This is a genomic window from Marinobacterium sp. xm-d-579 (genome assembly GCF_013282935.1).
Taxonomy (GTDB): domain Bacteria; phylum Pseudomonadota; class Gammaproteobacteria; order Pseudomonadales; family Balneatricaceae; genus Marinobacterium_E.
This window is the reverse complement of the sequence record NZ_WBYP01000002.1, coordinates 455,022-468,835: the sequence shown is the minus strand read 5'-3', so window position 1 is coordinate 468,835 and position 13,814 is coordinate 455,022. Positions and strand designations below refer to the sequence as shown.

12 protein-coding genes are annotated in these 13,814 nt (G+C 48.4%); 7 read left to right on the top strand and 5 right to left on the bottom strand.

Annotated elements, in window-relative coordinates; genetic code table 11:
* Positions 1-145: 145 nt before the first annotated feature.
* Positions 146-1,276 carry a HupE/UreJ family protein gene (locus tag XMD579_RS05910; protein ID WP_173506058.1) on the bottom strand — a complete coding sequence of 377 codons (1,131 nt, stop codon included), beginning with the start codon at positions 1,274-1,276 and terminating at the stop codon, positions 146-148.
* Between the two features lie 24 nt (positions 1,277-1,300).
* Here XMD579_RS05910 and XMD579_RS05905 point away from each other — a divergent pair, with 24 nt between their 5' ends.
* Positions 1,301-2,095, top strand: a complete 795-nt coding sequence (locus XMD579_RS05905) for a DUF4198 domain-containing protein (RefSeq protein ID WP_173506057.1) — start codon at positions 1,301-1,303, stop codon at positions 2,093-2,095.
* Positions 2,096-2,105: 10 nt separating this feature from the next.
* Complete coding sequence (locus XMD579_RS05900) at positions 2,106-3,089, top strand: quinone oxidoreductase (RefSeq protein WP_173480987.1); 984 nt, start codon at positions 2,106-2,108, stop codon at positions 3,087-3,089.
* 158 nt (positions 3,090-3,247) lie between these two features.
* Here the strand turns inward: XMD579_RS05900 and XMD579_RS05895 are convergent, their stop codons facing one another.
* From XMD579_RS05895 to thiB, 3 genes are read right to left on the bottom strand one after another with little or no spacing between them, the layout of a single operon-like run.
* Positions 3,248-3,862, bottom strand: coding sequence for an ATP-binding cassette domain-containing protein (locus XMD579_RS05895; protein ID WP_173506056.1), 615 nt, complete (start codon positions 3,860-3,862; stop codon positions 3,248-3,250).
* A complete protein-coding gene (locus XMD579_RS05890; protein WP_173506055.1) occupies positions 3,852-5,462 on the bottom strand; it encodes an ABC transporter permease subunit in 1,611 nt (536 codons plus the stop codon). The genes XMD579_RS05895 and XMD579_RS05890 overlap by 11 nt, the downstream gene beginning before the upstream one ends.
* Complete coding sequence (gene thiB, locus XMD579_RS05885) at positions 5,438-6,439, bottom strand: thiamine ABC transporter substrate binding subunit (protein WP_173506054.1); 1,002 nt, start codon at positions 6,437-6,439, stop codon at positions 5,438-5,440. Before thiB ends, XMD579_RS05890 begins: the two co-directional genes overlap by 25 nt.
* Before the next feature lie 188 nt (positions 6,440-6,627).
* Here thiB and XMD579_RS05880 point away from each other — a divergent pair, with 188 nt between their 5' ends.
* Together XMD579_RS05880 and XMD579_RS05875 are read left to right on the top strand one after the other, a co-directional pair.
* Positions 6,628-7,290, top strand: a complete 663-nt coding sequence (locus XMD579_RS05880; protein WP_173506053.1) for a phosphotransferase family protein — start codon at positions 6,628-6,630, stop codon at positions 7,288-7,290.
* A 17-nt stretch (positions 7,291-7,307) separates the two neighbouring features.
* A complete protein-coding gene (locus tag XMD579_RS05875) occupies positions 7,308-7,646 on the top strand; it encodes a HopJ type III effector protein (protein WP_371815189.1) in 339 nt (112 codons plus the stop codon).
* Positions 7,647-7,884: 238 nt separating this feature from the next.
* On the opposite strand, the gene XMD579_RS05870 is transcribed toward XMD579_RS05875, so the two are convergent.
* Positions 7,885-9,456 (bottom strand): bifunctional GNAT family N-acetyltransferase/carbon-nitrogen hydrolase family protein, encoded by a 1,572-nt coding sequence (locus XMD579_RS05870; protein ID WP_173483982.1) that lies wholly within the window; start codon positions 9,454-9,456, stop codon positions 7,885-7,887.
* Positions 9,457-9,567: 111 nt separating this feature from the next.
* Here XMD579_RS05870 and XMD579_RS05865 point away from each other — a divergent pair, with 111 nt between their 5' ends.
* From XMD579_RS05865 to XMD579_RS05855, 3 genes are all read left to right on the top strand, one after another.
* Positions 9,568-11,067, top strand: a complete 1,500-nt coding sequence (locus tag XMD579_RS05865; RefSeq protein ID WP_173506051.1) for a trehalase family glycosidase — start codon at positions 9,568-9,570, stop codon at positions 11,065-11,067.
* 55 nt (positions 11,068-11,122) lie between these two features.
* A complete protein-coding gene (locus XMD579_RS05860; RefSeq protein WP_173506050.1) occupies positions 11,123-12,520 on the top strand; it encodes a mannose-1-phosphate guanylyltransferase/mannose-6-phosphate isomerase in 1,398 nt (465 codons plus the stop codon).
* Between the two features lie 74 nt (positions 12,521-12,594).
* Positions 12,595-13,767 carry a nucleotide sugar dehydrogenase gene (locus tag XMD579_RS05855; RefSeq protein ID WP_173506049.1) on the top strand — a complete coding sequence of 391 codons (1,173 nt, stop codon included), beginning with the start codon at positions 12,595-12,597 and terminating at the stop codon, positions 13,765-13,767.
* Positions 13,768-13,814: the final 47 nt, after the last annotated feature.

Genomic DNA, 13,814 nt, shown 5'->3' with positions numbered 1-13,814 from the left:
TCCGTGCTAGCTCCTACGATTGGGTTCGTCATGTTGGAGCGGTCTTACCAAGGCCGCGATGCTCCTCTTCGCGGTGTCTGGCTTCCAGCCTGACACCTGCTCGCCTCATCTTCGATAAGGCTCCAACAGGGCGAAGCGATCAGTTTTAATAAAACACCCGCTCAACAAACCAAATCGCTCCAAGTAGCGAAATCCCCAAACTTAACGGTATGCGTACCCAGCGATTCCAAAAAGCTTTGGACGAGAACCAGTATCCAACCAGCAGATGCGCAATCACAAGTGTTGCGAGTTGCCCGAGCTCCACGCCAATATTGAAGGCGATTAAGCTCTCTACGAAGCTATCCGACTCTAAGCCGATTTCCCGTAGCACACCCGCAAATCCTAGTCCGTGTAACAATCCAAAGCCAAAGACCAGCCCAATTCGGGATTTAGAGACTCGATCTTTAAATAGGTTTTCAATAGCGACATAGACAATCGACAGGGCGATCAGAGGCTCCACAATGTATGGGGGTATGTTCACAAGCCCTAAAATGGCCAGTGCTAAAGTCAATGTATGCGCGGCTGTGAAGGCGGTGACCTGCCATAGAAGATCCTTGAGACGTTGGCTCAATAGATAGAGGCCGAGCACAAACAGAATGTGATCAAGGCCTAAGGGTAATATGTGTTCAAAGCCCCGCTTTACGTAATCCAAAAGCCCTTGGCGCTTCAACTCAAGACGACTTAAATTGATCGCTTCCGATTGAGTGCCTGCGGCTACCCAAGATGCCCCTTTGATTTCACCCTGTTCACTTAACCGGACGACGGCATCGCTATAGGCCTCTGGCCAGCTGAAGGTGATCTCTGACGAGGCTAAATCGACCGTAAAGCGGTAGGTGACCAAAGATTGGCGGGCCAGATCAATATCGGGTTGATCGATAACGGCTAGATCAGTGCTAAGAAGTGATTTAGTCACGGGCCCATCAGTTGAGGCGAGTGTGATCTGATTAAACAGCTTAACAACGAAGGGATCTGCTTTAGTTGAAAGCTCATCGGTGGACAGTGCTCTTAATTGATTATACTGCTCAGCGGTGGGGGCGTTATCAGTATCCGCATGTTTAGTCCCGATTTCGCTCATCAGAGCCTCTAAGTTGGTATCAACACGCATTTCCAAACTATTGTCGGGTAATACTTCCATCTCAATGATGGTTGGAGTAATTTCATGGGCTCGGCTTAACGTGCTGACTAATAATAGTAGAGTGCCAAGAAGGCCAAAATAGAGACGAGCACGTAGAGTCATTAAATTTCCTTAACGGAGCTGGATGTGAAAATAGTTAAACCATTAGCACTGATAGTAGCGATTAGTTCATCGTTCGCAAGTGCTCATGAGCAATGGTTAGAGCCTAGCCAGTATCAGATACGTCCGAAAGCTACGATAAAAGCGGATATCCGGATTGGGCAAAACTTCAAAGGGTACGCCTATCCCTACCTTGAACATGAGACAGCGCAGTTCATTGAGCGGGATGGAGCTGGTCTGCGTAACGTTGATGCCATCACCGGAGATAAGCCGGCTTACACCTCTAAAATGCCAGAAATGGGTTTTCGCTGGGTGGCGCTTGAGTCTAAGGCCTATGACCTAACCTTTGATAGTGAGAAGAAGTTTGTCGACTATATCAACGGCGAAGGCCTCGAGTGGGTGCTCGATTGGTATCAGGAGCAGGGTAGGTCCAGAGAGGGGGTAACAGAGACCTACTATCGCCATGCTAAAACACTCTTTTCTGTTGAAGGCAGTGAAGAGGCTGAATGGCTAACCGAACCTTTGGGTCACCGTTTGGAGCTGATCCCGGTTGCATCCTTCACCCAGTGTTCCACCGCCCCCACATTCCAACTCTTATGGCAGGGTAAACCGCTTGAGGGCGCCCTTGTAAGACGGTTTGTTAAAGGTAAACGCGGGACAGAACAGTACCGTACTAACCGGAATGGTAAAGTAAGATTTACTGCACAAGAGGGTCCATTTTTAATCAATGCCGTTCGTATTGATTACGGATCTGAACCAAGAGCTAAGGGTATGGATTGGGTCAGTGATTGGGCCTCTTTGACTTACCAGTGTCAAAAATAAAGGATTAATAATGAGCGAGACAGTTAAAGCGATTCGAATTGAGCAGAATGGCGGTCCAGAAGAGATGAAGTTGGTTGATGTCGAACTTCCTGAACTGGGTGAGTTTGATGTGTTGGTTCGTCATGAAGCGGTAGGCCTTAACTACATTGATGTCTACTTCCGTACCGGTCTCTACCCGCAAGAGATGCCAGGCAAGATTGGCATGGAAGGCAGTGGTGTGGTTGAAGCAATCGGCTCAGGTGTGACCTATGTCAGCGTCGGTGATCGAGTGGCTTACGCGGGGCAACCTCTTGGCGCCTACAGTCAAAAGCGCGTAATGCCGCAGGATACGTTGATTCAACTACCAGAGAGCATCAGCTTCGAGCAGGGGGCTGCAATGATGCTGCAAGGTCTAACCGTTCAGTACCTACTGAATGACAGCTACAAGGTGCAGGCGGGTGATACCATCCTGCTTCATGCTGCAGCAGGCGGTGTCGGTTTGATTGCTGTGCAGTGGCTTAAGGCATTAGGTGCGCGTGTTATAGGTACGGTCGGCAATCAGGCTAAAGCGGATTTGGCTAAGAGCTTTGGCTGTGATGAGACGATCATCTACACCGAAGAGGATTTTGTTGCTCGTACTCGTGAGCTGACGGACGGTAAAGGGGTGCAAGCGGTCTACGACTCTATTGGTAAAGATACCTTTATGCAGTCACTCGACTGCCTAGCGCCGCGTGGCACGATGGTTTCGTTTGGTAACGCAACCGGTGCGGTCCCTGCGTTTGAGATTGGCATGTTGGCAGCAAAAGGGTCCCTTAAAGTGACCCGCCCGACACTGATGACCTATGTTCATGATCGTCCTATGTTGGAGAGTATGGCCAAGGATCTGATCGCGCGCGTTGAATCAGGGCAGGTGAAGATTGAGGTCAATCAGCGTTACCCCTTGGCTGATGCGGCACAAGCTCACATCGATTTGGAGTCGCGTCAAACGACCGGTTCAACGGTGTTGTTGCCTTAAAGAGCATCGCGGCCTTTTCAAGACCGCTCCAACAGCTCGAAATGATCTGTTGGAGCCTTATCGAAGATGAGGCGAAATAGGTGTCAGGCTAAAGCCAGACACCTCTAGGAAGGTAATCGCGGCCTTGTTAAGACCGCTCCAACATTATTTGGTGCTAGTCACACACTCTTGATTTCACACCCCAATCGCTCAGCTTCGCTGCGCTGGTGGGTCACCATAATCAACATCTTCTGTTGTTCGGTTAATTGTCTATCGATCCAGTCCAAAACCTTCTGCTTAGTTTCGCTGTCTAAGCCTGTTAGAGGCTCATCCAGGACAATAATCGGTTCAGGACGCAGTAGGGTTCTGATGATGCCAATACGCTGACGTTGCCCGCCAGAGAGCTGATTAGGCATCTTGTTGAGATAGCCGAGCAGATCCAGTTCTTGCATCGCCTCTTGGATGCGTTTGTCCGGGTTTTGACGTTTATCCAATCCCAATCTCAAGTTCTGCTGGATGGTTAAGTGTTCAAAGAGATTATCCTCCTGAAACAGCATCGCGACAGGACGCTCTTCTGGAGGCTGATCAGTAATGACCTGATCATTGAAACGCATTTCACCTGACTTGATCGGTGCAAAGCCGGCGATAGCCAACAGCAGGGTTGTTTTACCAATGCCGCTTTGGCCGAGGAGAGCGACTCTGGATTGGTCAGAGACATTCAAGTCGTAACAGTACTCCCAATCGGGGTAGCTGACTAAGAGATTGTTGATCTGCAGGCCAAGGTTATTGCTCATGGTGAACACTGCGCTCCAGTAGAATTAATAGCAGGTAGCAAAGTCCCAACAGAATAACCGATGTGATAGCGGCCTCTGACATGCGATAGGTACCAGCAAAGGTGTAGATCAGCCAGGGGAGGGTCGGTGATTCATAACTGCCAAATATAGCAAAAATGGAGACATCACCTAAGGCCAACAGAAGTCCCAAAGAGAAAGCGGCTAGTAGTGAGCGTCGAATAAACGGGTAGATAATGCGCACTCTCTCCATCGGTGTGAGTTTTAAATTGCCTACTAGTTTTGCATATTGCGAATCAAATTGAATGAATCTTGGGCGTAACTGGCTGAGCAAAAAGGGTAGCAGAACAAAGGCGTTAAGCAGTATTAGCATCAGTGTGGCGTATGTCTCGAGTAGCCCACGGCTGATCAGCCATATGTAACTACCGGTCGATAACACCATGGCTGGAGCGACCAGTGACTGATTGGCTAACCAACTGAATAGCGTCTCTTGTATCGGCTTAACTTGTTGGGCTGCTTTTCTGATGGGTGTCAGCAGTGCGATGGCGGTGAGAAGTGCCAACAGTGATGCGCTTAATGCGATGAGCAGTGAAACGCCCATCGCTTTCAACATAGCAGCGTAGGGGTAGTTAATTAGGTCCTCTTGATTGAGTGTCATGAACAGTGCAATTAGCGGCCCTAATAGATAGGCCCACCCCAGCAGGTAGAAAGCCAATTGAATAGGCACTTTTACCCCTTGCTCTAATCGATAGGCAGGCTGCTCTCGAGTGGAACCGAGCCAGTTCACTCTACTGGCATAGATCAGGGCAAGATAGATAAGACCGGCTATCGCAAACTGTAACCAGGCAAGGGTTAGCGCCTCGTTGAGGTTGAAGTCGTATTTGAGGGCTTGGTAGATGGCCAGTTCTAAGGTGGTGGCTTTAGGTCCACCGCCGAGCGTTAATACGATCGCAAAACTGTTAAAGCAGAGAATAAAGATTAAGCCCGCCAGTGTTGCGACCTGGCTCTTGATTGCAGGCCACTCAATGTGTCGAAGGCGTTGCCAAAAACTTAATTTAAGCTGGTCGGCTAATTGCTCTCGGCTTAAAGGGATAGAGCTGTAGCCCTGATAGAGAATACGAACGGCTAGCGGAAAGTTCAGATAGATATGGGCAATTAAGATTCCATTGAGGCCAAAGAGTTTCCACTCTTTTAACAGATCTGTAAAAGGCGATTGCGGTCCTAGCAGGTTAACGATGCCGGTAATCAATATGAGTGATGGCATCACGAACGCCAACAGTGAGAGTCGAAGAAACTGATCTCTACCAGCGGGTCGCAAACGATGCAGGGCTCTTGCGATGGGTATTGCCAGTAGAAGAGAGCCCAAGGCACTTAACAGGGCCTGGTAGAGGGTAAAACTTAAAATGTTTTGTAGGTATGTGTCTTGTAACAGTTCGGGGGTGAATCGGGTCTCTTCGAATCCGATCAACCCCCAAAAGGCGAGCACCGTCAGAGAGAGGGTGCCAAGATAAGCAACCGCACTCATCAGTGGGGTGAAAGTGCGGCCTAGTAGCATCAGAAGTGGTTCACGCGTTCGCTTTATTGTGAAACAGCTGTACGCCACTCACGAATCCAGCGAGCACGGTTTTCGGCCAATTCGTCACTGCCAAGGTTGATCTGCTGTGGGGTTACCAACTGCTCAAACGCTTCTGGTAGCTCTACATTATCAATAACCGGTAGCATCCAGTTGGTCACTGGTAGGATCTGCTGCGCTTCATTTGAGATTAGAAACTCAAGGAACTGGTTGGCTAACTCAGTTTGATCGCTGTATGCGCTGATCGCAGCCACTTCAACCTGTGCTATATGTCCCTCTGTAAACTCTGCTGCCTTGTACTGATCTTTACCTTCAGCAACAACGTGGTATGCAGGCGATGTGGTGTAACTCAAAACGTAGTCAGAACCGCCCTCTAGGAACAGACTGTAAGCTTCCCACCAACCTTTGGTGACGGTAACGGTCTGCTTAGCTAGATCAGCCCATGCGGTAGCCGCTTCCTCGCCGTACGCTTTATTAACCCAGGTCATTAACCCCTGGCCTGGCGTTGACGTACGTGGGTCTTGGTAGATAACTGAGGCGTCGGAAGCTAAGAGTTCAGCAAAGCTTGTTGCTGGCGCTTTGATCTTTTGCGCGTCATAAATGAATGCAAAATAGCCGTAGTCAAAGGGTACAAACTGATTATTGCTCCAGTTTAAATCGCTGGTGATCTTTGAGGTGTCGACGCTGTGAGACTGAACCAGACCCAGTTTCGTAGCCTCTGTCATTAAACCGTTATCAAGGCCAAGCAGTACATCGGCTTGGGTGTTGGATTTCTCGACACGCGCGCGATTCAGAATGCTGACTCCATCCTCTGCAGCAACGAAATTTAGAGTACAACCACACTCTGCTTCAAAGGCTGTTTTAAGCTGCGGGCCTGGACCCCACTCAGAGACGAAGCTGTCGTAGGTGTACACGTTAAGTTCCAGCTTATCGGAAGCTATTGCAGCCATAGAAGCAGTTAACATTGCACCGGCAACAGATAATTTGAGTGTGGTTGCTGAATCCATCAAGAAACTCCTGTAATTTAAAAAACTTAAACATCCATTATTAAGTTAGGCGTTGAATGATACTAAGTGAGCTAGAGGCTGTCATTGCATCTAGGGCGGTTTCGGGAAGTTTGTCGCAAATAATTTCAGACAAAATTCCTTTGAACAGTCAGATAGCACCTCTTGATACGTCTGCTACGCGTCATAGGATGTATCTACTTGAGGAAAAAGGGGAACGGTTTGTTGTTAGGGCCGAACCCAACAAAGAGACTCTACCGGGTGTGGACCCGTTGCGTGAACGAAATATTCTAGATGCCATTGCTCATTTTCAATGGTCCCCTAAGTTAATGATCAACGAGCCACAGCAGGGTCTGTTGATTATGCGTCACGCAGGAGAGTGCTCAGGCGTGCTCTCATCGGCTCAAAAAACGGTTCTATTGAAGGCTCTTACTGAGATGCAGAGCCTTACTGAATTGCCAATGTTAGATTATGCTGCGCTATTTCAGCAGTATCGAGACGAGTTGCGTGATTCAGGGCATCAACAGCTAGTTGATGAGACTGAGCAACAACTGATCTCTCTTCCTGAAATGCCTAGGGTGTTAGTTCACCATGATCTTCACCCGGGTAATATTTGCTGGCAGAATGGCGACGCCACCATTATTGATTGGGAGTACGCAGGCGTTGGAGTCGCATGGTTGGATTACGCGGTGTTAATTCGAGATCTAGGCTTCACCGCGAGTGAGTTGATGCAGTTGCCTCTATTGAACGCATTTAACGAGCAGGAGTTGACGCACTGGTTGGCTCAATCAATTCAGGTGGTCGATCAGCTTGAGATGCTCTGGTCACACTATAAATCACAGGTTACAGGTTAAGGGTTATTAGAATGAACATGAATGAATTATTGGAACAGATTAAACAGTCACCTGAGAGCGTCGAGTTCGCTGAGGTGATGGCGGTCATTGATGCATCGTTTGACCATAAACCTTCTGCTTTTGTAAACGGTGATCTAGAAAACTCAGCAGAGCAAAACCAGGGCTCGGCTAAGATTTTGAGCTTTGCTAAACTGAATAATCTTTCTGAATCAGAGACACTGGCCTGTTTTGGTACGTATTACCGTGATGATGTGTTGGGTAATCCCGAAGGAACCGATCACGGCAATATTCGTAATTTTATGAAGTCTGGTTGGACTGGTGTTCAGTTGCCTGAAGGTGTGTTGACGGCTAAGTAGGTTAATTCGCCTCATCTACGATAAGGCTCCAACAGGTTGCGTCGAAACATGGCTGTTCCTGTTGGAGCGGTCTTGAAAAGGCCGCGATGCTCTCCTTCAAGGTTTCTTGCTAAGCTTGACACCTGTTCGCCTCATCTTCGATAAGGCTCCAACAGGTCGCTTCGCCCTTTGGGCTAGCTCCTACAATAAGGTTGGCATGTTGGAGCGGTCTTGAAAAGGCCGCGATGCTCCAACAAGTTTATTCACTCTCTTTCAGCGCATCGGTCGCTTTTTTACGTAACACCAAGGAGTAGAGGTCGGTTCGACGGTCCTTTCCGTTGGTCACTGACCCTTTCTCCCTGACGTCGTACAACGAATCCAAGTTTAAATCGGCTATCAGTGCCATCTCAGTATTAGGTGTACTCTCCGCGATGATCGCATCGTGCGGGAAGGCGAAATCAGACGGCGAATAGACAGCCGACTGAGCATATTGGATATCGACATTGTGTACCTGCGGTAGGTTGCCGACACTGCCTCCGATGACAACATAGATCTCATTCTCAATAGCGCGCGCCTGTGCACATCGCTGTACTCTAAGAAATCCGTTCTTTGTATCTGTCCAGAAAGGGACAAAAAGAATGTCGATGCCCTCATCACGCAACAGTCGACCCAACTCAGGAAATTCAACGTCGTAACAGATCAGAATACCGATACGACCCGCATCAGTATCAAAGGCCTGCAGTGTGTCACCACCCTCAATGACCCAGTCACGACGCTCGTGCGGTGTGATGTGGAGCTTCGGTTGCACCTCTATGCTGCCATCACGACGGCATAAGTAGGTATTGTTGTAGAGAGTGTCACCTTCCAGTACCGGGATGCTGCCCGAGATGATGTTGATGTTATAAGCGACGGCAAAGCCAGAGATCGCTTCAATGGTTCTCTCGGCATAGCCTGCTAGGAATCTGATCGCCTCATATTGATTCTCTTGATTGCCGAGCCCCATGAGCGGGGCGTTAAAGAACTCTGGGAACATAATGAAGTCGGCCGTGTAGTCGGCCATAGAGTCGACAAAGTACTCAACCTGGGTTAACCAGTGTTCAAAGGATTCTGTGGTGCGCATCTGCCACTGTATGGCGCTGACGCGAACGGATCGTTTTCTGAAGTTTTCGGCTTGCAGAGACTCATCTTCTGGTTCGTAATCGATGTTGATCCACTCCAGCAGAGTCGCGAACCCTTTAGATCGCTCATCCTCTGGCAGGTAGTTTCGAAGAATACGTTTCACTTCAAAGTGGTTAGCAAACTGGAAACTTAGAATGGGGTCATAAGCCTCACGTTTGCGCACCGCTTCGATGTACTCTTTAGGCGTCATCTCTTCAGCGTGCTTGTAGTAGTTTATGATGCGCCCACCCGCTAAAATTGATCGTAAATTCAATTGGATACAGATCTCTTTTCGAGCATCATATAATCTTCTGCCCAATCGATATTCACGATAGTCTGGGTGCACAAATAGGTCCAAACCGTAGAGTGCATCGCCTTTCTTATCGTGTTGGAAGGTCTCACGTCGACCGATCAAATCGTCGTAGGTGTGGGCTCGAGTGAAGCGGTTATAAGCACATTGAACAGAGAGCGCGCCAGCCACAATGGTGCCGCGATCTTCAATGACAATTTGCCCTTCAGGAAACTGTTTTAGAAGAAGAGCAAGGGACTCTTTTGGCCAACTGCCACCCAGATCATCGTAGACGCGATCCATCAACTCGACCAGTTGATCCAGATCGTCCAGGGTTAGGTTGCGCAGTTTCAGTTGAAGATCTTTCGGGTTTTCGTAGCTCATAAAGGTCTCTCGAACAAATTAAGCACTGTTTAGATAACTTAAGCATAGACCTGTTATGGGTTTTCTCGAAGTTTTATTTACAATGGCGTTTGTGATTATTGGAGGGATACTGTGTCATTGCCAACCCCACCGGACGCTATGTTTCCGGAACTCTTTCTTGCCATTCAACGTTCAGGTCTATTTCCTGACTCTAAAACCTTTGTTGATCTAGTGCCTATGGCCTCATCTGATGAAATAAACCAAGCATTCATAGAGTGTAAGAGTGAAGTTGGGTTTGAGCTGGCTGACTTTATTCCACGTTTCTTTAAGCGAGAAGCCCTTGAATCCTCGGTATCAGAGCGGGGGAGTATCAATCCTCATGAGCACATCGAACAGCTCTGGTCTGTGTTGAAGCGCCCGTCAGATCAGCATGTAGAGGGCAGTAGTTGTATCCCACTGCCTAATCCCTACATCGTGCCGGGTGGGCGATTTAATGAGATCTACTACTGGGATAGCTACTTCACCCAGCTGGGTTTAGTAGAGTCAGGTGACGTGGAAACTGTTCGCCATATGGTGGAGAACTTTGCACATCTTATCGAGACACTCGGTTTTATACCCAACGGCAACCGAAGCTACTTTGCCACACGAAGTCAGCCACCGTTTTTTGCTTTGATGGTCGATCTGCTAGCGAATCAAACCGATGAATCGGTATTGGCTGAATTTCTACCCCATATGATGCGTGAGCATCTTCTCTTCTGGATGGATGGCGCTGCAAACCTCTCTGTTGGTGAATCCAATCGTCGTGTTGTTATGACCGAAAAAGGGCCATTGAACCGCTACTGGGATGACGCCGCCACACCGCGTCAGGAGAGCTTCAGAGAGGATGAGTCGCTTGCTAAGGCTTCTGATAGAGATGAAGAGACCCTTTATCGAGATCTAAGAGCGGGGGCTGAATCGGGTTGGGACTTCTCATCTCGATGGTTCAATGGTGAGGATCTCGGTTCCATCTCAACGTCAAACATTATTCCTGTGGATCTTAACTCGCTATTGGTCATGGTAGAGAGAGTCATTGCAAAAGCAGCGTCGATCAAAGGTTTACCAGAACTGTCCAGCCACTATGAGCAGTTGGCTAATCAGCGTACCGATGCGATTGAATACTACTTCTTTAATGACGACCTTGGTTGTTATGTCGATTTGGACCTAGATGGGTTTAAACTGAGAGACCATCAGTCACTGGCGATGAGTTTCCCGCTATTTGCAGGTATTGCATCACCACAGAGAGCCGCTTGCGTCGTTGCTAAGTTAAATGAAGAGTTTTTAAAACCGGGCGGTTGGGTAACGACCAATGTTGAGTCGGGAGAACAGTGGGACTCGCCGAATGGCTGGGCCCCTTTGCAGTGGATCTGTTTCCAAGGTTTAAAACATTACCAGTTTGATGAGTTGGCAGAAGAGGGCGCTAAACGCTGGCTGAGCACCCTAGAGCTAGTCTTTAGCCAAACGGGCAAAATGTTGGAGAAGTACAATGTAGTCACACCCGGTGAGATCGCCGGTGGCGGTGAATATGCCGTTCAAGATGGTTTCGGTTGGACGAATGGGACTTATTTGGCACTAAAGCGCGCAATGGAGACTTAATTTTGGCACAATCATTGCTTAGTGTTTTGGATAGATCATAAAAGGAATGGATTAAATGAAAACTGTAATTATGGCCGGTGGCTCCGGTTCACGTTTATGGCCACTGTCTCGCTCCCTCTATCCGAAACAGTTTCTAGCCTTGGCAGGCCAACAAACCATGCTGCAGACAACGGCTTCACGTGTGGACGGTATCAGCGATGGAAAGCCGTTGGTGATCTGTAATGAGGAGCACCGCTTCATCGTTGCAGAACAGATGCGTGCGATGGATGCCCAGGCCGATATTCTATTGGAGCCAGTCGGTCGCAATACGGCACCGGCCATTGCATTGGCTGCACTGCAGGCACTGACTACCGAAGATAACCCTTTGCTACTGGTGTTAGCGGCGGATCATGTCATTGAGAATGTCGAGGTTTTCCAGCAGCAAGTAAACAGAGCTAAACCCCTTGCTGAAGCGGGTGCTTTAGTGACTTTTGGTATTGTCGCCACGGGTCCTGAAACCGGCTATGGTTACATTCGTCGTGGCGCTGCTGAAGCAGAAGGCTATCAGGTAGCGGAATTCGTTGAGAAACCAGATCTTGAACGTGCGCAAGCTTATGTAGATTCGGGTGACTACTACTGGAACAGCGGTATGTTCCTATTCAAAGCGTCACGTTACATCGAAGAGTTGGGTAAACACCGTCCAGATATCCTAGATGCTTGCACCGCTTCATTAGAAACTCTTACTCCGGATCTAGATTTCGTGCGCATTAATGAAGAGGCGTTTAAAGCCTGTCCGGATGAGTCGATCGACTATGCGGTGATGGAGAAAGCTGACAATGTTGTAGTCGTGCCAATGGATGCCGGTTGGAATGATGTGGGTGCCTGGTCATCGCTTTGGGAAGTTACCCCTAAGGATGGCGACGGCAATGCCGTCAGTGGTGATGTCATGACCCACAACACCCAAGACTCCTTGATCAAATCGACCAGTAAACTGGTTGCGACTGTCGGTGTTAAAGATATTGTTGTGGTTGAAACCAAAGACGCAGTGTTGGTGGCAGGCAAGGATCAGGTGCAAGACGTTAAAAAGATCGTTGAGCGCTTAAAAGCAGAGGGTCGCAGTGAGTATGAGCTGCACCGTGAAGTCTATCGTCCATGGGGTAAATACGACTCCATTGATAACGGCGAACGCTACCAAGTTAAGCGCATTACCGTGAAGCCGGGTAATAAACTCTCGGTTCAGATGCACCACCACCGTGCTGAACACTGGATTGTTGTGTCGGGTACGGCTCGTGTCGGGCGCAATGACGAAGAGATCATGCTAACCGAGAATGAGTCGGTCTATCTCCCGGTTGGCTGTGTTCACTGGTTAGAGAACCCAGGCAAGATCCCACTGGAGTTGATTGAAGTACAATCAGGCTCTTACCTAGGTGAAGATGATATTGTCCGTTTTGAAGATCTCTACGGCCGTTCTTAACGCATTTGTAATTTGAGTGTGTGACTCTAACTAGCTGTTAGCAGAGAGACAGACTTAACGATTAGGATTTTTATATGACAAAGATAGCGGTTGCAGGCCTTGGTTATGTGGGCATGTCCAACGCCGTTCTTTTGGCTCAACATAATGAAGTGACAGCCATAGATCTTGATGAGAATAGGGTAGCACTGGTCAATGACCGCAAAGCGCCTATTGAAGATACTGAACTTGAACACTATTTAGCCGAAAAAGCATTAAATCTGGTTGCAACAACGGATCCTGAAACAGCGTATACGGGTGCTGAATACGTCATTGTCGCGACACCCACCGATTACGATCCGGTGACTAATTTCTTCAACACTCGCTCAGTTGAAGCGGTGATTTCAAATGTTATTCGCATTAACCCGGAAGCGACGATCGTCATTAAATCGACCATTCCTGTCGGATACACTCGAAATCTGCGTGAAGAGTTCAATTCACCCAATATTATCTTTTCGCCAGAGTTCTTACGTGAAGGTAAGGCTCTGTACGACAACCTATACCCATCACGTATCGTGGTAGGTGAGCGCTCTGAGCGTGCAGAGAAGTTTGCTGCAATGCTCGTTGAGGGGGCTCTAAAAGAGGATATCGACACGCTATTTACCGGTAGTACCGAAGCTGAGGCGATCAAACTCTTTGCCAATACCTACCTTGCAATGCGCGTGGCCTATTTCAATGAGTTGGACACCTACGCGCTTTCACACGGCTTGGATACGCGACAGATCATAGAAGGGGTAGGGTTAGACCCGCGTATCGGCACTCACTACAACAACCCAAGCTTTGGTTACGGTGGTTACTGCCTGCCAAAAGATACCAAGCAGCTACTGGCTAACTACAATGACGTACCCAGTAACTTAATCGGTGCGATTGTTCAGTCCAACACCACCCGTAAAGATTTTATTGCGGACTCTATTCTTAAGCGCAATCCAAAAACAGTTGGTTTGTATCGTTTGGTAATGAAATCTGGCTCTGATAACTTCCGCGCATCGGCCATTCAGGGGGTGATGAAGCGCCTGAAGGCAAAAGGCATAGTGGTCGTTGTCTACGAACCGGTCCTTGAAGAGGATCTGTTCTTCAACTCCATCGTTTACAAAGACTTGGATGCATTCAAAGCGGATGCTGATGTCATCGTCTGTAACCGGATGGATGAAGAGTTAGAAGACGTTCTTGATAAAGTCTTTACCCGCGATATATTCAATAGCGACAGTTAGTTTTTAACTAATAAAAAAGGTGGCCAGCTAAATAGCTTGCCACCTTT

What these genes read in the sequence shown, in the direction of transcription:
- XMD579_RS05880 (WP_173506053.1), top strand. Translation starts at nt 6,628, where the DNA reads ATGTATCTACTTGAGGAAAAAGGGGAACGGTTTGTTGTTAGGGCCGAA.
- XMD579_RS05910 (WP_173506058.1), bottom strand. Translation starts at nt 1,276, where the DNA reads ATGACTCTACGTGCTCGTCTCTATTTTGGCCTTCTTGGCACTCTACTA.
- XMD579_RS05900 (WP_173480987.1), top strand. Translation starts at nt 2,106, where the DNA reads ATGAGCGAGACAGTTAAAGCGATTCGAATTGAGCAGAATGGCGGTCCA.
- XMD579_RS05870 (WP_173483982.1), bottom strand. Translation starts at nt 9,456, where the DNA reads ATGAGCTACGAAAACCCGAAAGATCTTCAACTGAAACTGCGCAACCTA.
- thiB (WP_173506054.1), bottom strand. Translation starts at nt 6,439, where the DNA reads ATGGATTCAGCAACCACACTCAAATTATCTGTTGCCGGTGCAATGTTA.
- XMD579_RS05855 (WP_173506049.1), top strand. Translation starts at nt 12,595, where the DNA reads ATGACAAAGATAGCGGTTGCAGGCCTTGGTTATGTGGGCATGTCCAAC.
- XMD579_RS05895 (WP_173506056.1), bottom strand. Translation starts at nt 3,862, where the DNA reads ATGAGCAATAACCTTGGCCTGCAGATCAACAATCTCTTAGTCAGCTAC.
- XMD579_RS05860 (WP_173506050.1), top strand. Translation starts at nt 11,123, where the DNA reads ATGAAAACTGTAATTATGGCCGGTGGCTCCGGTTCACGTTTATGGCCA.
- XMD579_RS05875 (WP_371815189.1), top strand. Translation starts at nt 7,308, where the DNA reads ATGAATGAATTATTGGAACAGATTAAACAGTCACCTGAGAGCGTCGAG.